General features: G+C 57.6%; 18 protein-coding genes and 2 pseudogenes. 9 read left to right on the top strand and 11 right to left on the bottom strand.

Annotated features, from left to right (window positions below; genetic code table 11):
- Positions 1-3: 3 nt before the first annotated feature.
- From NKJ91_RS25200 to NKJ91_RS25165, 8 genes are all read right to left on the bottom strand, one after another.
- Positions 4-987 (bottom strand): PD-(D/E)XK motif protein, encoded by a 984-nt coding sequence (locus tag NKJ91_RS25200; RefSeq protein WP_352457698.1) that lies wholly within the window; start codon positions 985-987, stop codon positions 4-6.
- Positions 974-3694 (bottom strand): Z1 domain-containing protein, encoded by a 2721-nt coding sequence (locus NKJ91_RS25195; RefSeq protein ID WP_352457697.1) that lies wholly within the window; start codon positions 3692-3694, stop codon positions 974-976. Before NKJ91_RS25195 ends, NKJ91_RS25200 begins: the two co-directional genes overlap by 14 nt.
- Complete coding sequence (locus tag NKJ91_RS25190) at positions 3681-5123, bottom strand: ATP-binding protein (RefSeq protein ID WP_352457696.1); 1443 nt, start codon at positions 5121-5123, stop codon at positions 3681-3683. The genes NKJ91_RS25195 and NKJ91_RS25190 overlap by 14 nt, the downstream gene beginning before the upstream one ends.
- Positions 5124-6220: 1097 nt before the next feature.
- Positions 6221-6577: a hypothetical protein gene (locus tag NKJ91_RS25185; RefSeq protein WP_352457695.1), complete on the bottom strand. Its 357-nt coding sequence runs from the start codon at positions 6575-6577 to the stop codon at positions 6221-6223.
- Between the two features lie 76 nt (positions 6578-6653).
- Positions 6654-7256: a hypothetical protein gene (locus NKJ91_RS25180; protein ID WP_352457694.1), complete on the bottom strand. Its 603-nt coding sequence runs from the start codon at positions 7254-7256 to the stop codon at positions 6654-6656.
- 786 nt (positions 7257-8042) lie between these two features.
- Positions 8043-8933: a plasmid partitioning protein RepB C-terminal domain-containing protein gene (locus tag NKJ91_RS25175; protein WP_352457693.1), complete on the bottom strand. Its 891-nt coding sequence runs from the start codon at positions 8931-8933 to the stop codon at positions 8043-8045.
- Positions 8930-9823, bottom strand: coding sequence for a plasmid partitioning protein RepB C-terminal domain-containing protein (locus tag NKJ91_RS25170; protein WP_352457692.1), 894 nt, complete (start codon positions 9821-9823; stop codon positions 8930-8932). Before NKJ91_RS25170 ends, NKJ91_RS25175 begins: the two co-directional genes overlap by 4 nt.
- A complete protein-coding gene (locus NKJ91_RS25165; RefSeq protein WP_352457691.1) occupies positions 9823-11397 on the bottom strand; it encodes a recombinase family protein in 1575 nt (524 codons plus the stop codon). Before NKJ91_RS25165 ends, NKJ91_RS25170 begins: the two co-directional genes overlap by 1 nt.
- 63 nt (positions 11398-11460) lie before the next feature.
- Here NKJ91_RS25165 and NKJ91_RS25160 point away from each other — a divergent pair, with 63 nt between their 5' ends.
- The 9 genes and pseudogenes from NKJ91_RS25160 (at position 11461) to NKJ91_RS25125 (ending at position 19768) form a co-directional block, all read left to right on the top strand.
- Positions 11461-11832 (top strand): hypothetical protein, encoded by a 372-nt coding sequence (locus tag NKJ91_RS25160; protein WP_352457690.1) that lies wholly within the window; start codon positions 11461-11463, stop codon positions 11830-11832.
- Positions 11833-12315: 483 nt separating this feature from the next.
- Positions 12316-12496: pseudogene (locus NKJ91_RS33875) on the top strand (response regulator); the annotation flags it as partial.
- Between the two features lie 8 nt (positions 12497-12504).
- Entirely contained in the window at positions 12505-12807 is a 303-nt protein-coding gene (locus tag NKJ91_RS33870; RefSeq protein ID WP_502903633.1) for a hypothetical protein, read from the top strand.
- A 148-nt stretch (positions 12808-12955) separates the two neighbouring features.
- Positions 12956-13540: a hypothetical protein gene (locus tag NKJ91_RS25150; RefSeq protein WP_352457688.1), complete on the top strand. Its 585-nt coding sequence runs from the start codon at positions 12956-12958 to the stop codon at positions 13538-13540.
- Complete coding sequence (locus NKJ91_RS25145) at positions 13537-15888, top strand: TnsB C-terminal domain-containing protein (RefSeq protein WP_352457687.1); 2352 nt, start codon at positions 13537-13539, stop codon at positions 15886-15888. Before NKJ91_RS25150 ends, NKJ91_RS25145 begins: the two co-directional genes overlap by 4 nt.
- The gene (locus tag NKJ91_RS25140) at positions 15888-16973 is read left to right on the top strand and encodes an ATP-binding protein (RefSeq protein ID WP_352457686.1); all 1086 of its coding nucleotides are present in this window, start codon (positions 15888-15890) and stop codon (positions 16971-16973) included. The genes NKJ91_RS25145 and NKJ91_RS25140 overlap by 1 nt, the downstream gene beginning before the upstream one ends.
- Positions 16970-17383 (top strand): annotated as a pseudogene (locus tag NKJ91_RS25135) (TniQ family protein); the annotation flags it as partial. The gene NKJ91_RS25140 and the pseudogene NKJ91_RS25135, both read left to right, overlap by 4 nt.
- Positions 17384-17392: 9 nt before the next feature.
- Entirely contained in the window at positions 17393-18787 is a 1395-nt protein-coding gene (locus NKJ91_RS25130) for a hypothetical protein (protein ID WP_352457727.1), read from the top strand.
- 87 nt (positions 18788-18874) lie between these two features.
- The gene (locus tag NKJ91_RS25125) at positions 18875-19768 is read left to right on the top strand and encodes a hypothetical protein (protein ID WP_352457685.1); all 894 of its coding nucleotides are present in this window, start codon (positions 18875-18877) and stop codon (positions 19766-19768) included.
- A 1259-nt stretch (positions 19769-21027) separates the two neighbouring features.
- Here the strand turns inward: NKJ91_RS25125 and NKJ91_RS25120 are convergent.
- From NKJ91_RS25120 to NKJ91_RS25110, 3 genes are read right to left on the bottom strand one after another with little or no spacing between them, the layout of a single operon-like run.
- Entirely contained in the window at positions 21028-21846 is an 819-nt protein-coding gene (locus tag NKJ91_RS25120; RefSeq protein ID WP_352457684.1) for a class I SAM-dependent DNA methyltransferase, read from the bottom strand.
- Positions 21847-21859: 13 nt separating this feature from the next.
- Positions 21860-22615 (bottom strand): AAA family ATPase, encoded by a 756-nt coding sequence (locus NKJ91_RS25115; protein WP_352453411.1) that lies wholly within the window; start codon positions 22613-22615, stop codon positions 21860-21862.
- Complete coding sequence (locus tag NKJ91_RS25110) at positions 22612-22932, bottom strand: hypothetical protein (protein WP_352457683.1); 321 nt, start codon at positions 22930-22932, stop codon at positions 22612-22614. Before NKJ91_RS25110 ends, NKJ91_RS25115 begins: the two co-directional genes overlap by 4 nt.
- Positions 22933-23472 lie beyond the last annotated feature (540 nt).

The raw sequence follows: 23472 nt of genomic DNA, 5'->3' as shown, positions 1-23472 counted from the left end.
GGGTCAGGCCTTCTCAATCGGGGCGAGAGCAGACGCCTTGTCGACCAGAAACGGTGTGCAGACGTCGAGATGGAGGTGATAGCGGACCGTGGTAACGCCGGGCGGAAGCCCCGTGGCTGAGATCCGCGGGAACTCACCTGAGGCGTCGAACCAGTCGGGAACGCCGGTGAGCCACAGCGGCTCGGCGTAACCCGCGTCTGCACTCCAGCCGGCAGCGAGCAACAGCGCTTCAAACTGCTCGAGGGTAGCTGGATCGCTGGCGAGCGTTCCCTGAATCTCGGCAACCATGCCATCAAGTGTCAACGCGCCAGCGGTGCCGGCGGGCGCCGGCGTGACCGGCACAACCGCAAGGAACAGGTGCTGAAGCCCTCTGGGATCGAGCTGATGCTCTGACGTGATCTCAACGACGGGACGGCCGCCCTGGCAGGTCTTCACCTCAATGGCGTTGTGGCCCAGCACGAAGTCCTTGGGTTCATCGAGCGGCCCGCGCCAGAAAGACAGCGCCACGGAAGGTCCGTGAAGGCCGATGAGCCCGCCGAGCACATTAAGCTCGCCGAACAGGCCTTGCTGCTCTGCTTCGCTCAGCCGCCCGATGCCACCGGTGCGGAGCAGGCTGTGCCAGGCCCAGGCGCGCCGGATGGCGGCTGACAGCGCGGACTTCTCGCTGGAGCAGGACCGCGCGGCGCCAACGATGTCCAGGCAGAGCTGGTGGAAGATTTCGGCAGCCTCGGGCTGCTTCAGCGCGAAAATTATCGATGCCTTGTCGCCTTCGTCATGGTCAGGCTCTATAATTTCTATGCCGTTGAGCTTTGGCCGCGTGTCTCGGACGGCGGCCTCTGGCGCATAGCGCAAGGCAAGGAGGCGGCGGCCATTGATATCGCGACCCCAGAAGAAGTCATAAGGGTGGCCGGCGTCGACGCGGCGCGCGCTAACGCTGCCACCGGCCGTGGCCAGGCCGATGTCCGCCCAGGGGTCAGGCGTCTTCAAGCTCAAGCTCTTCGTCCGCTTCTTCGCCGTAGTTCTCACGCCACCAGGTGGTGTTCACTACATACTCAACCGTACGGTGCCTTTTGTTGGTCTCAGGGGTCGGAGGGAAGCTGATGCCCCAGGCGATAATCGGCTTGTCTAGGAGGGGCTTTTCTCCAAGCTTCTTCGGTTGGTTCATCCGAAGCAGGTGAATCATGAGAAGCGGCCGCGGGCGGAATTGCCTGTACGCGCTGTCAGGATAGCTGATCGCCTTGCCGGCCTCTATTGCATGCAAGGCGCGATAGGCCGCCTCTGCTGCCAAACGCTGCTCATTGGACAGGCCGATGCGCTCGATTCCCTGCGAGCTCACACGCCGGCGGCTCGAGACCATGATGTCGTCTCCAGCCGTTGCATCGCCTGCACTGCGGGTCTGGCAGAATATATCAAGGCCGAGGCTACCGTCAGGCTCCTGCCCCGCATCTGCGCCGATGCCGATCAGCGCGACATCCCACGCGCCGAGCTCCTCCGACGCGCCGGCTCGGATGAAGTCAGTGACAGGGCCGGTCTCTGTCTGCATCGACGTGCGACAGTTCTTGTAACCAGAAATGTAGCCGGCTACCATTTCAGCAGGGACGCCGGTCCAGAGATATGCCGCCAGCATCTGCCGCTCTTCGCATGGTTCAAAGGCGCGCAAGTTGTGAACGAACTGCTTCGTGTGCCTGAGGTTGGCTTCCGCAGCCATGCGGGAAAGCCAGGTGGTCTCAATGAGTCTATCGGACAGCCCAATGCTGACTCGCAACTCCTTTGAGCTACCCATCTTGTTGCGCGCAGTGACAATGAGCGTGTCTGGATGGCTGCGGACCTTGAGCCCGAAGTCCTTGGGCGTGAGCTTCACCTGCTCCATCCGACTGAGCTCCTCCCTCAGCTCCTCGATCGACTCCGTGATGTGCTCGTACCACCCGATTGCATCGGGTTGCATCCAGATTCGGCACAGGTCCTCATAACCGGGTCGATATCCGAACCAGCGCCCCATCTGGAGGAGCGTGTCGTACATAACCGAGTTGCGCAGGAAGTAGCTGACGGTCAGCCCTTCGAGCGTCAGCCCGCGCGACAGGCTGAAGCCGCCGACTGCGATGACGTTGAGCCCGTGTTCCTCATGGTCTGAATAGGCGAGACTCCCAGCCGAGCGGCTGTTGATCTCCTCAACGCGAATCGGGGCGGCGGCATCGAGAAGGCGCGCCTGGACACCGTCCCATGTGAAGCCTGCTTGGACGAACTCCGTCCCCCAGAGGGCATGGAGGGCTTGCATCTCTTCGTCGCGGAGCGCCTCGCTTGGTGTCAGGCCAGCGAGGAAGCGGATGCGCGTGACTGTGCGGGTGAGGAACTCATGCACTGCATCGCGGATCTGATTCTGGACGGCGGTGAGTCGGGAGGCGTTAATGAGCATGCTGTTGTGCTCGCGCTCCTGTCCGCGGAGGAGCCGGATCGCACGTACGAGGATGAACGTGCGGACGGCCTTCTCGAGGCTTGGCGGCAGCTTTTCGAAGCGGAAGGCAGTCGTGTGCCTGATCGGGAGGTGAGGATCGTTGTCGGTGATCTCGCAGAGGATGTTCTTTTCCCGCTCCGGCCCGAAGATGCGGAGCGCTCCGAAGTAATTGGACGGAGGATCAAGCGCGACGATGAAGTCCCGCGGGAAGAGGTCGCCTTTGAGCATCTCGTCCTCGGTGTCGGGGTCGATGAAGATGTTGGCGAACGGTGTGGCCGTGTAGCCGACATAGCATTTGCGCTGGAATAGGTTGAGGAGCTCGCGGATCTGCCGGTTGATGCGGCTCGCCTCTTCGGGATTGCGGCTAACGTTGATCGAGGCGTTGTCTGCCTCGTCGTCAATCAGGAGCATTGGCGCATCGACGAGCGCCGACCCACCCTTGGAGTTATGCTCTTTGATCCAGGCAATAACGTTCTTGAGCGTGCTGGAGTTCTTCTTGATCACAAGCACGGCTGGCACGGTGAGCGACTTCAGCTGCACGCCAAAGGCTTCTGCCGCCGCCTTGTTGAAATCCCGAATGGCCGTCGTAACAGTAAGTGGTAGCCGCGTGGCATCGAAACGGCCGACGCCGATCACGCGTGACTGCTTGTTGTTCGCAAGACGGGCGCTGTCGCGGCCGACGAAGCCTTCATCGATCCGTTGCTGGGTCTGATTCCGCAGACTGTTGTGGATGCCAGCGACGACGATGATGAGCTTGTAGCCGGCATCCGCTGCCTTACAGACGAGTCCGGTATAGTTCGCGGTCTTGCCGCTCTGCACGTGACCGACAACCATACCGCGCCGGTCCCAGGCACCGGCCTCCATTGGATTGCCAAGCAGGCCCGCGACGCGGTCCGTCACCTGGTCGAGCTTGGCGATGATCTGCGGCGCAAAGCGCTTCTGCTCGAGGAGCTGCCGGTAGCGGCCCCAGTAGTAAGGATCGATCGACGGCTTGGCGGCATCGTACCACTCGGCGAACTCTTCCTGAACCACGGCGCCGAGCGCCATGGTGACGTCGAGCTGCTCCTCGATCTGACGTGCGAGTTGTTCGGCGGCTTCGTCTGAGACACTAAAAGGCGGCAGCTGGCGGCATTGAACAATCGCGTCGCGGATGCTTTGCGGCGTCGGCTGCGGCTGGGCGGCGATGAGCTGCATGGCAACCATCCGCAGTGCGTTAAGGTTGGACTCGTCAGGCAGCTTCATCGAACTCTCCAGAAAACACGCGATCGATAACGGCTTCGGCCTTCGCCCAGTGGGACCGCCAGGGCTCGGCATCTTTCAGGGCCGCCTTTAGCGCCTCGGCCGTACCGCCCTGGTTACGGATTGAGCGGGCGGTGAGGACGACGAGCGATATGAGTTCCTCCTCGGCAAGCGCCGGACGCGCGAGGTCCCAGGGCGAGCTCGCCATGTCGGAGAAAATCGCGTCCGCCGGAATGGCACGCTCGATGGCCTGGAGAACCGACACGAACTCGCGCTGGCCGGTCTCGTCGAGTTGCTCAACAAAGCTCTCGAGGAGCGGGTGCGCCCGGTTGATCTCGTAGTGGATCCGGCCTTGACTCATGCGCCGCCCCCAGAGGGTGGCGCTCGGGCCGGATGTCGCGCGCCTGCCGCGACCGCGGAAGACCTTGCCCGACTCCCCTGTGATGCCGCCGATGATTGATTTGAGACGCTCACGCACGGCAATCGGCGGCTGGGCAGAGGCCTTCTTAACGTCTACCTTCCAGTCGTGGTCCATTCCATTCGGCATGTCTATCTGGACGCGGGCAAGCTTGGTCAGCTCGCTCTGCTTCGCCAGCCGAAACCAGGTGCTGTGGATGATGAGGCGTCCGGCCCTGTAAAGGTAAAAACCCTGGCTGCGCGCGTAGCCGAGTTCACCGCCATACTTCTCCCATTCGCGCACCGGCAGTTTGCTGTTGTGCGGGAGGATGTAAGGCTGGATGCGGATGCGGCCATTCGCCAGCCGAATGGTTTCCTCTCGGAGGCGCTGGGTGGCCGGATGCTGGACGTTGAACGGATCGAATGGCTTCAAGGGCGTCCGGTTGATCTCCATCGCCACCTTAGGGAAAGCGCGGTTTCCCTCGAGGAAACGGTGGAACGTGAGTTCGAGATGGAGCCGCACCTCATCCATCCGTCGGTAGACATGGTCCTTCCGAAGGTTAGCGTCGGCCTCCTCGGCCAAGCGATCGAGCTTTTGCCAAAGCACCATCGTGCCCTCTTCCCCCAGCCGGCCGATGAAGGGGAGCTCCTCGATGGCAGACGCCGGCGGCACCTGGACCAGCCAGTCGTTCGCATCCGCTACAAAGTCGAGGTCCCAGCGGGCAGCATGGGTCACCCCATCCCGGCGGCAGATGACGGTGAGGCAGCGGCACTGCGAGAAGGACGCAGTTTTCATGCCAAGGCCGAAGCGACCGAGGTCATCAGTCGGGCGCTCATCGCGCGGGCTACGGCTCCCGGAGCGCATCGCCGCGATGAGCTCATCGGGGGTCATCGAGCCTCCGTCGTCGATGATGGCGAGCGCAGGGTCGTCGGACAAGGCATCCAAGCGGATGTCGATGTTCCGAGCGCCCGCGCTGATTGAGTTATCAATGATGTCAGCAATTGCGGTCTCGAGCGAATAGCCGATATCGCGCATGCTCTCGAATAGAGCGCCCGCATTCGGCGCTACGCGGACAGTGCTTGCCTCGCAAGCCACCGCAGGCAAGCACGCCGGCCTCTCCACCGCCGGTTCGGTGTGCTTGCTCGCTATCCCTTCACTTCCCCGCCGCGTATTCACGTCTTTGCAACCCCATCCTCACCGCCGTCAACATCCCCGTCAATTGCCGGAGCGCCCCAATCTGGGCAATCGGCACAATCTCTCCGCTCGCGCGGTGGCGGATCAAACGGTCCGGAGCCAAACGCTCCTCAAGTGGGGCCGCCGGTGACGCGTACAGAAACCGCTCCGTCCGCCGATACGCATGATTACCATGGTCGCAGGACGCTGGGCGTCGACCGCCGTCTGTTGTTGGATGTTCAGTCGTCTTGCCGTCGCAATCAAGCAACAGCCCTGCCAGTCCCTAGAATCACTACGCGTAGCGCATGTAGGAGCGAACGTTAGGTGACGCGACGTAGGCAACTTGCTCCGAGCCGACAATTGTTTGTTCTTAGTCGCCAGCATTGCGCCGCATGCTACGTTAATTTGCCAGAGATGATCCTCGTCGACTTCAAGCTAGATCAACAAGGTCGTCATTGCCCGAGCCGTCGCACCCGGTGAAGGAGCGCGCTCGATCGCAATAGACGACCCGGCAGTCTGTGTCGAGAGGGCGAAATAGTTATTCGGGATTTCTGAGCCGATTTGACGAGTTAAAGAGCATCCCGAAACAATCAGGCCCGCTGTCGCTCAGCGGGGCGTTTGGGACCTGACTGGCTTGGCTACCTTCTTGATCTTTACTTAGCTCACGGCTTTCTTGAAACACGCTGTTACAGGGAGCTCGCGACACGGCCGCAGAGGCCGGTGAGCGCGCGCTTCATGGGTTGGGCCTACGTTGTGATGGGCGGTGGAGTGGTGGCTCTGTGAAATTGCTGAGGTTATCCGCAGACCAGCCGCTAAGTTATACCGTTATGGAGTATCACATCCACTACGAAGAGCGCCCGAACGACTATTGCGTTCGTCACGAAATAGGCTGGCGCAAGATCGCTGCTGAGGTTGGTTTTTCAAAAGCGACAGTGCAGAAAGTACTATCTCATTAATGGTCATTTTACGATGACTGAAAAGCACGTCTCTATGTCAGATAGCATAGCTTCGCACTGAAGAGCGCCGGCAGGATAGTAGTTTGCCTGGTGCATCAACTTGTTTCGATACTCGCGAACACCGCGGTGGAACCGTACCCGTTCAACACCGCTCAGGTGCGACGGATTGTTCGGCGGCAAGTTATTCAATTGCCTCAACAACTCTCCGATGGAATGCGCGGGTTGGAGTCCGTTAGCGGCCAGGACGACCTTCATTGCACTTTCCAGTGCCCTGAGAGCGTGCACACTCTGCAGGAGGTGACGGCGATTGCGCGGTTCAAGCCCGACGATACGGCCCATCTCCTGAAGTTCGATGTTCACGTGGTCGTATGCATCCGGTGTAGCGCGTGCCCGCGCTCCCTGAACGAGCGCCCTCATGGTCTCGTGCCGCAATCTTCTACCCAATGTTCTCGCTCCTCTTGCGCTTGGAGCTTAGATGGCGGGCAACTTGCGTAAGGAGGTCCCCACTCTCCGGCTTCAGAATTACCCATCCCGCGAAAGCAGCCGCTCTGACAAGTTTCTCAGGATCGCCAAAGTAGCTCGGGACCACTTCGGCGAAGCCCAGTTCATACGGTTCATCAAGTGACATAGACGGAACGCTTCGGTCCAAAGTGTAGTCCTGATTGATGTTGTGGCTGATCAGATGCTGAACGGAAGCCGCGTCCAAGACCTCATGGCTGAGAAACACGTGCCTAACACCTTCGGCTACATCCTTCTGATCGATGATCCGGACTGTCCTCTTGGACGTGTCCCCACGCATCGCGCGATCGGATCGCACTTCGGCCCGAGTCTTTTCCACCGCGCGAACGGTCGACATGATGTTGCTGAAACGCGCTTTGGTCGCTTGGATCACCGAAGGCGGAAGAGCAAGCTGCCTCCCTACAAAATCGCGATCTTTCGCAATGGTGCTAAGGTCCCGATTGTGTAACCAGCCGACGGTTTCAGCGAACTGAGCCGAGAGTTTCGCATCGGCATCCTTCCAGCCCTCGTCCCAGGACAAGACGTGCCTCGTGTGCGCTGGTAGCGCTAGTCGGCCGAGGATAAATCTTGCGCGCAGTGTAGAATTGGACGTTCGCTCTCTAGCTGAGGGTATGTAGATCGCGGTCAGATTACCTTCGCCACCGATCAGCAAGTCCGGTCCCTTCATGATCAGCGGATGGTCCGGCAAAGCGACTACGACATAACTGCCAGGAAGTTCAGCTCTCATCGAGCCTGATAGGACGTGCCGCCTCTCGTAAACAGTCGTCAAAGATTATTCTCCCCAAGACGAGGAGCCACGCCTTGGCATATCCGTCATCCGTGCCCACTACCTCAACCTCCACATTGAGATGGCTCATACAGTCCCCGTCAATAGCTGCCGAAGAGTTTTGCGATACAATTCAAGGCTGGTTCTGCCAAGGGTGTTCTCGACTGTCATAGCGCGGTCGAATTGACGACCCTTTGCCGTCTGAAATGTCAGAATTTTTGAAGTACTACGAATAGAGTCAACTGCTTGAACCAATGGAATCGGTGTCCGGTATCCGTCCAAGATGCCGTGCGGCTTGGACCATCAGCAGCAAAGTATCCCGCCGCGACAGATCGGCTGGCCGTTTTAAGGTGCCCTCTGCAAACAAGATACTCTGACAGCGTTCCTCTCGCTCCGTGATCGATAATGGCGCAAGATGTAATGCTGGCGAACGCGCCAAAAATTGTTTTGGTGACCATTCGAGCCCATCGCCGTTCCCACGCCCCGATCGATCTGCCCCAGAGCGCAGGGTCTCCCGCGCCTGTCGGGTTCGGTCCCCCGTCATGCGGCCTTCTGGAGTTCGGCGATCTTCTGGAACTCCGCGAGAATGTCAGGGTGACGGTGCGCCATGTGCCGCACCACCCTCGCGTTTTCGAGCAGGCGGGCCACATAGCCGGTCGCCAAGACGACATCCAGGTGATCGCTTCCGTAGTCCTGCTCAATGGCCTTGAATTCACGGTCGAGCGTGGAGGATTCGCCCTCCATCAATGCGATCTGCTGCTGGCTTAGACCCTTCACGATTTTGACGCCGCGAACGAGCTGGCTGTCGGGAGTCGCAGCCACCAGGGATTTCGCGTAGCTAATCGAGTACTTGTTCATCGCGATCATCAGCTCGGCCGCTTCGATCTGCCTGATCGATTTCAGTCTCTTCAACTCTCCGAACGTGTTGATCGGCACATGCTTGTCCTTGAGCAATTCAACGACTTCGGGGCAGATACCCTCCAGCAAGCTGCGTTTGTGGCGGATGCTGCCTATGTTAACGTTCAAAGCCCGCGCGAGCCGCTCTTCCGACACCCCTTTCTCGATCGCCTTCAGGATCATCTTGTGTTCCTGGATGATCGCGATCCGGCTGATACGCTTGTTGTAGGTGAACGCCTCGTCTTCGGTTGCCACCAGGCACACGACTTGCGTCTCGCCACGCGCTCGCAGGATGTTGATGCGGATATGGCCATCAAGCAGGTGGAAGTGAGTTCTGTCGGTGCTATCCCTGACCACGACGGGAGGTTCGATGATGCCTACCTCGGCGATGGAAGCCGCGATCTGAGCATACTTCACCGATTTTATTACCGAAGGCGTGAGTTGCCGGAGCGGCAATATCTCGTCGATCGAAATACGGAGACTCTCTGTCTCAAACGCTATTTTGACGAGAGCTGTTTTGCTGACGGTGCTCATGGATTGGATGCCTCCAGGCGATCCAGCCGCTGCGCTAGGTTCTTGGGCAAAGTAGTCAGCCCTTCCTTGGAGAGCAGGTCCCGGAATTCATCGTCGTGCAGCAGCCTGCGCATGGCTTCAGCGATAAAGATGAGGCGGTTCCTGGCAGCCTGTGCGCGCCTGATCAGCATCCGCTTCCGATCCGTGTCTTGTTGATAAGCGCGGACAAGGGCCTCCGTCGACATTTGCTTTGGTTTCAAATGCGGCTGATTCTTCAGCCGCTTGCCCTGAACTCGTCTCTGTTCCACGAGCCGTTTCGCGGCATGGAGTTTTCTTCCACGAAGCAGGTTTTTCTCGTAAGCGTTCTGAAGTGCAGCCTGGACATCCTTGTCGTCCGCCTCCGCTATATCGAGCGCGACGCTGAAGGGAATGTGACCGGATTCCACCGCACGCAGAAGGCGTTGCTCGCCGGTTTCAAGAAGCCTGACCACCGCATGAACGTATTCCGCCGTGAGTCCCGTCTTCCTGGCGATGTCGGCAATGCTGTGCCCACGCTGTTTCATGCGACCGATGTCGTTGAGAAGATCGATCGCGTGGTGCTTTCGTCGCGCGCAGTTCTCGACCAGACTGGCCACGAGACAGTCTTCTGGATCGGCTGAAACGAGAAGAGCGGGGACCTCGTGTTGGCCAAGCGCCTTGTAAGCCTCCAGCCTGCCCTGTCCGCAAACCAGATCGTAATATGGTCCTCCCGCCTCGGCGCGACGGGCAACTGTAATCGGACGTTTCAGACCAATTTCGGAGATGTTGTCTACGATGTCGCTGAAGTTTCGCTTGTTGCGTATCCTGGGATTGACGATCGTGATCTTTTCTACGGGGATCATTTCAACCCGCTGAGCCGGCGTCGCGGTCATTATGCAGCCTCCTCTATCAGGGTTCGTGTAGCCATCGCATAAAAAGTATCCAGTGTGTCGAAGCGGTATGCATCGAGGGATAGCCCGTTGTGCTCGCAAAGACGCAGGACCGCCGCATGCATGTCCATACGGGGTAGCAGATAGTAGTCTCGCGCCTGTGCGTTTTGCGGATCCATGCGTATGGCGACAGTCAGGTCGGGTTTGAGCGCCGTGTCGAGTCGTAGCTTCCAGCGAAGCGACCCCGCCCCAGTATGGAAGCATCGGACGATAACGATACACGCCGTAAACTCGTGATTCACCGTCAGCAGGTCGGTCGCCGAATCCTGCTCGACCTCTCCCCCGGCTGTGCCGATTCCTGCGAGCACTTCCGCTATCATTCCAGGGTGCATCCTTCGCAGGGCGCGGTTTGTCTCCAGATATCGATAGTCGTGGTCTGGAACGAACCCTATGAGAGCGTAGGCACGCAAGAGGCTGCCGAAGCGTGACAGGTATGAACTGCTCGACGGGCAGTCCTCTGCCTCGTCGATGATGATACCGGAGAGATAACCGTTCTTCGCCAGAATTCCGCTCAGGAGGTCGAGCATCCTCTCGTCCGACAGACGTTCTGACCTTGCTGAGATGATCGCTTGCGCCCGGCTGAAGGAATCCTTGTCAACGATCGCTTTGAACACCTGGTCAGCTCGTATCCAGCCGTCCTCAGGATTTCGGACATGCGACTGCTTTAGCTTGAACGACGTACGCGCCCACACATTGTTGCCGATGTATTTTTCGTTGATCAGGAGTTGGTGCACCGTACCCTTCGTCCACGGCCGGCCGAGGTCCGACAAGACGCTCCGCGCGTTCAGAATTTCCGCAATTTCTCGCTCGGTGCAGCTCTCGGTTATGAACTTGCGATAGACCTCTCGTACGGTGTCAACCTCGTGTTTCGGCCCAGGGACGAGAATGACCCGATCGGTCGCAATGCTTTTTTGTTCACCTTGTTCGAGTTCTCCTTTCGGATTGTGGTTCTGATCGACGAGAACCCGACGTAACCCGTATCCGGCGGCCCCGCCCTGCCGAAATCCAAGGCGGATCAGATGAGCCTGGCCTGCGAAAACTTTCACGGAGAGTTCGCGGCTGTATTCGCCGGCCATCGCCCGCTTGACCGTTTTCACAATCGAAGAGCCGATGCTGCCGTCGTTCTCGAACTGCTCGGCGCAGTAGTGAACCCGAATCCCTGCGTGCTTGCATCTGAGCTCGATCGCGGCCGCTTCGTCGGGGTCCTGAAAGCGTCCCCATCGGCTGACATCGTAGACGAGAATTGCTGCATAGTCGGCGCGGCCGCTTTCGATGTCGCCCAGGAGGGACTGCAAGGCATCCCTTCCGACTAAACGTAGGCCGCTTTTTCCCTCGTCCGCGTAAGTCCGGACGATTTCGAAGCCGCGTGCGTCAGCATACCGTTGTATCGCCGACGCCTGGTTGTCGGTCGAGTACTTCTGGTGTTCGGTCGACATGCGAACGTATTGGGCGGCTCGAATCCTGGAACGCGTGTGCCGGGCTTCGCTCCCGCCCGTCTGGTTCCAATTGATTACCATCTCGGGCCACGTGCGGAACAAGCAGGAAGCTGCGAAACGATTTTAGCGCAAGGAGCCGGAAATATGTTTCCGAAAAGCGGCAATAGATTTCCAGAAGGACCCATTCGCGCAACCGAAGCGGCATATGCCGCAGCGATCGCCGAAGCATTGGCATCCGAGGTTGGCACGAGCCGACTGGCGACGAAAACCGTGATGTTTTGGACGGGTGCCAGTGACCGTAGCGCGAGGCATTGGCTGAACGGAGATCATGGCCCAGGTGGTTTGCACCTCATTCTGTTGGCCAGGAATTCGACGGCGGTAATGAAGACAATCATGCAGCTCGCGGACCAAGAAGGATTCGAACTGACAATTGAACTCTCGGCCGCGCGCACAGCTCTCATTCGAGCCACCGCGATCGTCGAGGCCTTGTCATCAAAGGGCGGGTATGGGCTCTAGACTGGTGATTTTCGGAGATTGTGGACGAGCCGAAAGCTGGCTCTATCTTCGCAAAATCTTGATAATATTCTGCTGATCATAAGAATTTGATACGATTTTTTCGACGTTACTTTGTGCCGATGGCAATTATCGACGTCATTTATACATGCAAAATTTTTTTTTAGCCACTTATCTCTACGAGAGGTGCGCTTAACTTAGCTAAATCGAAATATGTTCCCCAATAGTTCTTGTGGCTCCTCTTTTGTTTCTTGTATAGAAATACTTGACAATAATAGCTATATTGCATCTCCCCATTCTATCGCCTATCTGCGGCAGTGTGAGCCCAGGACAGCCGGCAAGTGGAGGTCTTTGAGTTCGTCAACTGGCGCATAAGTGCCGATATTGCGGGAGTGATAACCTTTGGAAATACATCAGATATCGACAACCCAGCTCAACAAGCTTTGGCATTTCGCCACAGACGTTGCTGGATCCGATGAGAGTATCATGAATTTGAAAACTTCTATCGCGCCGCATCTGCCCTGTCTGCGGCGCTTCGCATCAATCCTCTCGGGCTCGCAGGAAAGCGGTGACGCACAGATTTACGCACTGCTTGAGGCGATCATTGCCGACGTTAATATCATCCCGTCAGCATCGAGCGCTCGCGTTGCGCTTTATAATGTATTCATAAAATTCATGTCCTCAGCGACAGTAAAGATGCGTGATTGGGACCCGAACCCGGTTGATGAGCCCCACTTCGAGATCACGCGTACGCCGCTCGTTCACCGCCAAGCGCTCCTTCTCGTTGAATTCGAAGGCTTCAGCGTGGTGGAGGCGGCCGAGGTGCTCGCCGTCTCGGGACGGCAACTCGCTGAGTTGTTGACCCAAGCCAGAGAGGACATCTTTGGCTATGTCGCTGAAACCACGCCCATTCATCACTACGGCACTGATGACCCTCGCGCGGTCCGCGTTGCGCTCGAAACCACGGCCATGGCTTAACCGGAGCCGCAACGTGGAACCAGTTGTTCGATCATTTCGAAACAGGCAGCCGTCTTGCCGAGCCGGTGATGACGCTTGGCGTCCTCCATCGGATAGCATTGCCACGCGCAATATTTCCTTCCGAAGCAAAGGCTCTGCGCGTGGTTCGATGGTCGGACCGGATCGGCGCGTACTCAATTTCGAGAGCCATCTTGAGCGCAAGGCGGCTTCCGTCCTTGTCGCTCGCCCAGACATTGTACACCTCTGGGATCAACCGCCGGCGGTCAACTACAAAGACTACGACGGTTCGTGGCGGCGGCACACTTTCGACTTTCTTGCTACACGGCGGTGTGGAACTAAGTTTGCAATCGCGGTCAAGCCAACTGAACTCGTCAAGCTGAGGAATTTCGACGCACGGCTACGACTTATTGCTCAACAAGTTCCACGATCCTACGCGGCCGGCGTCATACTCGTGACAGAGAAGATGATCTCGGATGACGACTTCTCGAATTCGCTCTTGCTTCGCAGCGTGCTCCTGGACACCGACTTCGAGGCTTACGAGTTGCTGACATCGATCGTCGGTTCTCTGAACGGCGCCACGACAGTAGCGCATCTCGGAAAAACCTTGAGGCGCAACAACGGCGGATTCCGCGCTGTGGTGAGACTGATATCCGAAGGCGTTTTGGTCAAAGTAGGCCCGGGTCTGCTCTCGCCGAAGACCTTGGTGCGCGCGGCAGAGCGGGCTGCAGCATGACGACGCCTGATCAAATTCCTCGTTGGTCCTTCGAGGCTACCGATCGGATTACGATCGGCGGCACTGCCTACAGATCGTCCGAGATAACTACTAATGGCCATGTCCTGCAACGGGTGGACCAGCCTGATCTATACGAGGAGTTCTCGCATGCCGAAGTTTTGGCGCTCCACTCTTCTGGCAGATTGAATACCGACCGAAACCATTTTTCGAAGGGTAGAACTCATGCGCGCCTGTCGACCAAACTGGAATTCTTGTCGGGCCTGAGTCCCAAGCGTAAGGCCAAGTTCCTTTTCAAGCAGAATCTCGTAATGCGATTCCTGCGCGGATACGCGGACGGTCGTTTCCGTCGGTCGCCGCAAGGTTACGCTGACGCCATAGAAGTGATGGAAACGGAGCTCTACAACGAACACGCAGAGAGTGAAGTCACCATCCGCCGACGCGAGAGCGCGCTCCGTAAACAAGATCGCAGGGTGACAGCCGAAATTAGAAAGCATCATTCCCGGGCATCATTCCCTCGATGGGACAATCCCGATCGCTCGGTCAATCCCAGCGGGCGCTTGGATCCTACGCCAAGGTTCCCAACCCTAGGAAATGGGCTGGCTATGCCAAGCCCCCGCGCTCTTGCCGGTTGGGTCACCAAATTTGAGGCAGCTGGATGTGATCCCGCCTCGCTTTGGGATTCATACGGGAATTGCGGCAGTGGGCCGAAACTGTCGCCGCAGATTCTGCGATTGGTCGATGAAGCAGCCTTGGCGTTCCCTGATGAGCGGCGTCCCTCCATGACCGCCGTTTACAAACAATTCAAAGGGCTCCTCGCAAAGGCCAACGCCGAAATCTTAAAGCGCGGCGAAGAGCCGTTGCGCTGCCCGTCGCCCAAGACGTTCGCCAAGAAGGTTAAACAGACTCCCGCCTTTGCTCGCGCGCTGGCCCGAAACGGACGCGTCGCCGCAAGCAGACAATTTGCCATGGCCTCGAAAGGGGTTCGGGTGCTCAAGCCCATGGAGCGCATTGAGATCGACGAATGGGAGATCCATCTCCAAGCGCTGGAATGGAATTCTGACCTGCTGGCCCACCTCTCCGACGAAGATATCCGCGAAATCAAGCGCGTGAGAATCCATGTCGCTGTGGCAATGGATGTGGCGACGCGTTTTGTCCTCGGCGTCAGCTTTGCGGAAACGGCCAGCGTACCAAATGTGATGGCGGCGTTGAAGATGGCCGCGTCGGATAGGAGCAAAATTGCATCAGCTGTTGGCGCGGTGACGCCCTGGGGTCCATTTGGTGGACTGCTCGGCGGGGTTCACACCGACATGGGTTCCTCATTCGGAGAAATCTTCAGAGTGGCCGTCACCGACCTGCAGGGGGACCATGTTGCAGGACCCGCCGCAAGAAGCGAAATTCGCGGCCATATCGAGCGACTTTTTCGAACCCTTCACGAGACCTTCCTGGTGAACTTCACCGGAAGGACATTCAGCAACCCGGTAGCGAAAGGCGACTACGCCTCAGGGAAGCGAGCATCCCTGACAGTAAACGAACTTTGCGTATTGTTGGTTCGCCATATCTTGGATGTATATCACAACACGCCCCATCGAGGATTGCACGGTCAGACTCCATACAATGCCTGGATCGGCGCAGTGGAACAGTTCGAACTGCCGCCGCCGCCCGATCAGCGTGCCTTGAGGGCCATCTTCGGGCTGGAGTTCGACCGTGTCACAACTCCAGAAGGCATTCATTTTCAGGACCTGAAGTACAATTCGGAGAAATTTCAAAAGCACAGGCAGCTCCAGGGCGACGGTCATGTCAGGATTCGTGTCGACTGTGACAATATCCATGAAATCTCCGTTCTCCTGGGCAGGGAGTGGCATCCGCTCAGAACCCATCAATCACTTGAGGGCATCTCCATCGCAGCCTGGGCTGCGGTGCGAAACGAGCTTGCTCGCCGCTTTGGTGACGAGGCGAGGATAGCTGAGCCGACCGTGCTTCAAGCTATCAGCGACATCAAGGCTGCTGGCGATGCCGCAGCCGTTCGCGCTAGGCTCGGAGCGACCCATCCATCCGCCCAGGACATTGAGCGAGACCAGCGCAAGCTGTTCATCGGCTTCGACATGGGTGCCCCGCAAGTGGAAGCGCCCAGTCTTGCCCAAGATAGCTTCGACATCTTGATCCCGTTCACTGGGGAAGTGGCGGAGGCGCTGTCCGCAACGCAGTCCGAGCAGGCTGGTAGAACCGCCGATCAGCAGCCGGTCGTAGATCCTAACAGAAACTCCCCCGCTGCGGAGAGCGGTCATATGACGCCTACTCCGGCGATCGCGGACGACTTGGCAGTTTGGCAGATCGAGGAAGAACCGTGATGGAAGAAGTGGAAATCGATGCGGAAAAGGACTCCCTGTTTTCGCTTGAAGCGAGCTTGGGGCCGGTTGCTTGGGACCGCATCAAACACGCCGAAGCGAACGCGAAATTTTACGTGCCCACAGAGCGGGATGAGCAGCTCAAGAACGCAATTGGGCGGCTTCTCGATGGAGTGGTCACACGAGCCGACAGGAATGTGCCTCTCACTCGTTCCAACAGGAAGGAAGGCCGAGCCCTGCTCGTCGCTGGTCAATCGGGCGCCGGTAAGTCCAGGGCGCTTTCAAGATTGTTGACGGCCCATGAAGCTTTGCGGCCCACCGACGATCCGATCGTCCCGCGGCGGCCACTCATATCGATCAAAGCCCCCGAGACATTTACCCCGCGAGCCTTTTACATCCGCCTGCTGCACGCCATGGGCTACCCTCTGGTGAATTCTCCGGTCACCGAGTTGCTGATCGAACGCGTGCGGAAACACGCCCAGCGTCTTCAGGTTCTCGTCTTGCACATTGACGATTCGAGCAACTCGCTTGTCGGTCACAGCCCCAAGACACGGGATAGAGCTGTGGAGCGGGTAGCCACCACTTTGCGAGGTCTGATGGTCGATGCCGAAAATCCACTTTCGGTGATCGTCTCGGGATTACCGTCCATATTGGATTTGGTGCGGGTGGAAGAGCAGTTCGGCCGCCGGGCCGAGATCGTCCATTTCAATCCGCTCCAGGGCAACGATGCCGACCGACTTCGACAGATTGTGGCGAAAAGAGCAGGGACGTTTGGCCTCGCAGATAAGGAGAGGTCTGGCGACTTCGCGCTGCGCTTGCTTCATGCAGGCAACTACCAGCTTGGCACCGTTATGGAGATCACTTCACAGGCAATCGGATCCGCGCTGGAGAAGGGGCAGAACGAAGATCGTTCTGGTGGACTAAGCGCCGCGGATTTCGCTGACGTCTATTTCCGTAGGACTGCGTGCTCCTCCCAGCTGAATGTCTTTACGGCGGCTGACTGGAGCAGAATTGATACATCGCAGATCGTGCCCCGCTGGATCGAAGAAAGGCCGATTGGCAACAAGCACAAAGGGGGTGCCAAGTGAGTCTGTTCGCTCGGGTATCTCTGCAGCCTGACGAACTTTCACAGGCAAGTTTCGTCTCGCGCCTCGCCGCCGTGAGTGGGTGCCAGACCGCCATTCAATTCTGTAAGGAATTGGGGCTGAGTGCGACCAGCATCAGGCATGGTGACGCTGACGCCTTGTCTGCCTTAGCAGCGTATTCAGGGGCAGATGTGGCGACCCTTACTCGAAACGCTTTAACGCTCATTGGTCCCCGGGCATATTCGCTCCGCGGATGCGACGTCCACGCGCGGATGCTGAGGACGGATAAATTCGGCGTTTGTCCGGCCTGCGTAAGAAGCGACGTGTTTTCGGGTCCAAACAGCGACCGCTTCAGTGCTGTTTACCTCCGCGTCCCATGGCACTTTCGTGCTATCCGATGTTGTCATGTTCATCACCTTCGTTTGATCGAGCTTTCGACAAGGAGCATTCGAAGTGAAAAGAGAGAATTTGCGGCGATTGCGTGGGATGCGGCCATCGACCTTCTCGACAATGACACAGAAGACAAACATCAGGCGCCGGACCTTTTTGAGCAGTACGTCGCCAACAGATTAGATGGAATCCCAACGGGGTCCTGGCTGGACGGGATGCGGCTCTCGGCTGTCGTTCGATTGTGCCAGGTTCTCGGTGCCACGGAGGTGTTGGGGACGAATAGGAAACGACGCGGGCTAACCGACGAACAGTTGGCCAAATCTGCACAAGCCGGGTTCTACATACTCGGCGAGGGACCAGTGGGCCTGACACAGCTACTCGAAAGGCGGTTGGCCGCGAGTTCTCGCCCAAAAGCGACGATTGGCATCATGACGCTGTTGGGAGATTCCGTCGCAGAGCTCTTGAGTCATCGAGGTAATCGAACGGCCGATTTTACAGTCTTTCGGGAAGAACTGAAAAAATTCGCCAGCTCCCATCTCGATCGCACCGCGGTGAATTACAATCTGCAACCGAGTCCACAGCGGAGGCTATCCATCGCAGAAGCTGTTGCCCATTCTGGAGCATCCTCGAATGCGATACGGAGGTCCTTGGTTCAACTGAATATCTTGGACGAGGTCGCGGCACACAAGAACGATACGGAAATTTGCGTGGAAGTCGGATCGATGCGAGCTGCCATCAAGAACGCAACTCGGCCGTTAACCGTAGCAAAGGTGATGGCCCTGCTGGGCCTCACTCGCAATGAATTAGACGTGGTTGCCGCCAAAGGTCTCTTAGGGCACGCTCTGAGAGCCGGGAAATTGGATCGCAATTTCTCTGCCCAGGCCGTTCACCACGTGCTGGACGTCCTAGACGTGATACCGGTCAGCACCGTTCCGGAAATGGGTAGCCTGCAGATCAAGCCTGCTGCAAAGGAAATTGGCAGCAGCTTTGCGGAGATCGTCCGACTTCTGATGGATCGATCCGTCGCCAGCGCCAGACGTGCCGGTACTGCTAACGGCTTTTCTTCGATCTTTGTTTCACCTCCAGAGATAAGATCGCTTCTGTTCGGATCCAGTTCACCCGGCGTTTCGGTTAGGCAAACAAGAAAAGTGTTGGAAACGACCACGGAAGTGGTGAAGGCCCTTATTGCCACTGGCTATCTGAAGGCCCCGCCCAATGAGGGCTCGAGAAGTGGCGTTAAAATACAGATACCGCAAGACAACTTGAACGAATTCAAAGAAGAGATGATTTCGCTGCATGCGCTCTCAATAATTCGCGATCGACCCATGAAGAGAGTGGCTAGGGAACTTCACGGGCAAAGGATAATGCCCACAATCACGAATCAGGAGTGCGGCGCCACATTCTATAGAAGATCCGAAGTCTGCTAGGCGGCGCCTTTCAGTATCCTAGTTGTCGCCGCACCTTTGAGCCAGGTAGGATTGGTTGAAGTCATTGTATGATGGGCGGCATTGAAGATGGCGAAGACAACAACGAATGCGACGGCGTCGGCTGGGAGGCAGAAGCCAAGAAGGCTAACGCCAAAGCCCGAAGTGCTCCGTGAACTCTACCTCCTTTCCGGCAACCAATGCGCTATGATCGGATGCAAGAATGTCATCGTCGATGACAAGGGCACGGTCATTGGCCAAGTCTGCCACATTGAAGCAGCCATGCCCGATGGCCCGCGTTTCAACGAAAATCAAACCAACGAACAGCGCCGGGCGCTATCGAACCTAGTGCTGATATGTGCGAACCATCATCTTCAGATCGACAGCAAAAAGCACGAGGCGGACTGGCCCCTGGCGAAGGTCAAGAGGCTGAAGGCTGAGCACGAGGCGAAATTCAAGGCTATTCCCGGTTCCCTTGAACAAAGGTTCAATAGCCAGTTTGCTGACAGTACCGATGCGCTAGACCCCACTGATCCCGGCGAGTTTAGGGAGCTGGAGAAGGTGCTTCCCGACTGTAAGTTGGATGAACAGCAAAAGCCGAAGCGCAAAAAGGAAGTGAAGGAATTCCTGGAAAGGGCGGCCAAGGTCCCTCCCACGGAAAGAGATTTTATGCTCGGTGTCATTAAGCGCGCCATCAAACTTAACGGGAGTAACGAAGAGGAGGTATCGGTGCACGTAGACGACGTCAGGAGCGCACTTTCGGTTGGCCATCACAAGCTGACGCAACTGGGGGCTTCGCTAGAGCGCCTCGGCGTCGGTGACGTTACAGATGTGGGGACCTCGCGCGGGGACGAATGGCATGCCCGGGTGTGGAACCCTTCCGACTACCTCACCTGGTTCGATATTAGCAATTTCTGTAGTAACACGGGCCACTCGCTGGATGAGTTCGTCGTCCATTTGAAGTTTGGTCTGCTGGATACCTGATGCGAAAAGCCGCTTCGGAGGGATACGGCTGTCCTCCACAGGTCTATGCCACCATTTTGCAATCCTAGTATCTTGCAGCTTGAAAAGGGTCGAAATCTGCCTTCGATCCCTAGACCGTGCAATGACTGCTTCTGGCGCGCTGTGCTCGTTTCCGCCGACCGATTCAAACGGGAAGGTTCCACCCATCTCGGCCATTGGCGGCAGCCAGCTGATTGAGTTTTGACCCTAGTGTTGCCTAACCTCGCTAAAGCACGCCATCTCTTCTTCAGAAGCGACGACGACTATAACGTGAGCCGCCGTCCGAAAAAATTTGACAGCGGCCCTGTTGTACGAGACAATTCCAGCAAGTCTTCCGACGGGGTCGGCGAACTTCCCATCAATTCTAAAATTAAAGGTGTACTATGTCGTACTCGTACGTGCCGTCGACTCCGAACACTGCCGATCCACTGGCGAAATTTCGTTGCTCGATTGATTCTGACAAACTTAACGTTCTCTCCCCCAGTGAAAGAGACGCCGTTAAGCAATATGACGTGATGATTGCACAGTGGCGTGCCGAGCTCAGCACCATTGAGCACAATATCTCAACTTCTGCTGAGGGTCCGGTTAGATTCGCGCTGCTCCGACGCAAAAATGAACTTTGCGACATGATTGGAGCGCTCTTCGCGTATGTTCGCCCGTTTCAACATTGATTGGCGACTCCCACAGCGGCGAGATCCAAGCTTGCGAGACCGCCACTTGCGGAACTTATGTTCGCACTGATGCAGAAAGGTCGTTCCACCCGAGAAAATTTCGCAATGTTTTCGGGAGCAACGATGCAGAACTCAAGTTCCGCCTACAATCATCAACGGCTTGCGGTGTCGCCAACTTGGCGACTTACGGCATTTCATGTCGCGCCGTGTTGCGAACTGTTACCGTTGATTTTCAAGGGTTTCCTGCGACTGTCGACAACTCCACGCGACATGAGCACGCGTAAAGCGCGCCGATGTTGCTGTCCGATCAATCGGCTGCTCGATTAGCGAGCACGGACTGTAGGAAGCGAAGCGAATGAGGTCTGGTATGACTTTTGTAAGCGGGGCAAAGGCCATACCAGAGGATTCGGTCAGGCCGCCTCAACAGGGCGAACGATAGGCAAGTGCATCGTTGGTCACCGGCGAGCGCCGTCGCCAAACGCACTGATGAGCAGAGGCGAGCAGCGCTTTGTCTGATTGAGCCAGCCTCATGGCAAATGCTCGGTTTCAAATTTCATGTGCCCGCCGGCTTTACCGCTTTCTGGCAACCACCAGGAAATTCTGCGCAAGCTCCGCCGGAATCCTGGCACTTGCGCAGATCCTTTCAAACGGCACGATCAATATTTCGCAGAGTCTTGGCAGCAATTTCCCGGGTCGCGGCAAAAAACCGTACCCAACTATCTGCTCGACAATAAAGCCATTTGCAATGAGCGTCTGCTCGTATCCTTTAATGCTCAAAGTATGGCGGACTGTCCCTCCTGCATAACGGTTCAGAATGCGGCAGACCAGCCCTATTGGCGAGGTCGCATTCATGTGGATATTCGAGATAAGCAATCCACCTTCGTTCAAATGCGCGCTGATGGCCGACAGTGCATCCTTCCTGAGCTCATCTTCAGCATTGAGGAAGAATCTGAATGCCGTGACCACGTCGAACCTTTCGGCAAGCGGAGAGAACGTAATATCAGCGCGGACCAATTTCACGTTCTTCGGAACCCGTGCGCTAGCCAGCATAGATTGGGAGATGTCAACGCCGACGACTTCACCAAAAAGTTGAGCTGCGATATTTGCTATGCGGCCTGTGCCGCATGCGAAGTCCAGGCATTTCCGGTTCGGCCCGCCGACAGGCAGGAGAATACGTTCGACCAAAGGCTTTTCGATACCCGTCCACAGAGCTGCATAGTAGCCGGACCGGAACGTGTCGGAGTAATGGGCACCGTACCCATCCGTCTGGTGGCTTGCTCGGTAATCCCGACGAGCGGGTGCACGGTTCTCATGGACGCTGCCTAACGGTCGCCACTGCGCCCGCAGAAATCTGCGAATGCCAACGAACGATCTCACCGTGAGCACCATGCAACTCGCCCCTCTAGTCTGGCCCGACGCATGCCGTCGCGGGCAATCCGTGCCCCACGATGCGCGCGACGACCTGTTCGAAATTGCGTGGGTCGAGGCCGTCGACACGCATCAGCGGCCATTTGTCTTGCAGGCATTGGCCGATCTCCCTCGCGATATCCGCTTGCTTCAGGCCCCTGACCACTCCGACTTCGAGAAGGCGCTCGAGGTACGGCTGCCGCGCATACCGCTCAATGAGGCGGTGGCGCAGCGTTTCCCCGGGCGCGTCGACTTGAATGAGGAGATCCGGTCGCGGCAGGAACGTCAGGCAATTACGAACCATGTCGATACTTGGATTTCGTGCCAACAGGACGAGCGCGCACAACGCCTGAACGATGCCCTCTTCGAAAATGAAGTACCCTTCTGAGGCCTGCGCCGTATTCCAGGCTTCGAAGAGCAAAACGACATCGATCTTCAGACGCAACGCCCATATTCGACTTTTTGGAGGGATCGATGCCAAAAGCCGCGCAGCGGCCCCCTCGCTCGGCGGGGTCGAGAACAAGACCGGACTCGCGGTGGCGAGCTTGTGCACCAGACGCTGGATGCCATGGCGTGTCTCCGGGCCTTCATCCTCGACCGAATCGACTTCGCTGCCGAAAGACACAAAATCAATCCGGCGATAGCCATTGACTGTCTTCACACGGATGTCGCGTTTCGCCAGCTCACGGCAAAGGGCGCGGAGAAGGGTCGTCTTGCCTGCACCAGGCGGACCGAACAACTCGATGATCATCTAGGGACCTCCCGAACAGGACGCAGAAAGATCGGATGAAGCGAGTTCGCCCGCTCCGGCGGTGTGGCGAGCGTAAACACTCTGGCATCCGCCTGGCCGAGTTGACCCCGCTCGCTGGCATCCTGCTGACGCCGCAAAAAGCTTTGGAGGAGATGCGATGCGGCGGGAGACTGCCTTTCCATGGCGCGCAGTCCCGCCTGTTGAGCCGCGACAGCGTTGCCGGTTGACTTGAGAACTTGCAATTGCTTCTCGATCGCCTGCGCTTGCGGCTGGTTGACACGCCCGTCGCTGTCGAACTGGCTCGTCGCCCGTGCCATCTCCTGATCGATCGAGCGCCCCACGGTTGCCCGTTGGCCGACGTCGGTCGTCGTGGCTTCCAGGCGTGCGAGCCTCGACGACCCGACCCCGCCGCCTGCGCCAACACCTCCGTCGTCGCGCCGCTTGCGCCCATAGGAAAATGGACCTCAGAAAGTCTCTAAATTCCCTGTGGATCGGAGCTTACTAGGAGTGCCGAACCATACCATCATCCATCTGAATGACTGTCGGCACCACGGCACGCGTGTTTGGGCGCTGAACAGGGCAACGAGTTCAGGCCGAGCGGGCCTGACGCGACACAAACGCGACATTCGGCCTAAAATCTGAACAATATCAATCACCGAAGCGGACTGAAAATCCGCGTGTCGGTGGTTCGAACCGCCTCTGGGCACCATTTTTTCCCTGTACGGCCCGGAGACATGGGTGATAGTTGTACCTAAGTGTCCGTTCCAAAAAGAGTTGAGTGATTTCAGCAGGTTGTGATTCTGTCGGATTTGCGAGATTCGATGGAGATCACGATGGCCTGGACTGAAATCACCCGT

It is taken from the genome of Mesorhizobium sp. M0040, assembly GCF_040323505.1.
Taxonomy (GTDB): Bacteria; Pseudomonadota; Alphaproteobacteria; order Rhizobiales; family Rhizobiaceae; genus Mesorhizobium.
Note: the sequence above shows the minus strand (reverse complement) of the source record. Positions and strands in the feature narration are given on the sequence as shown.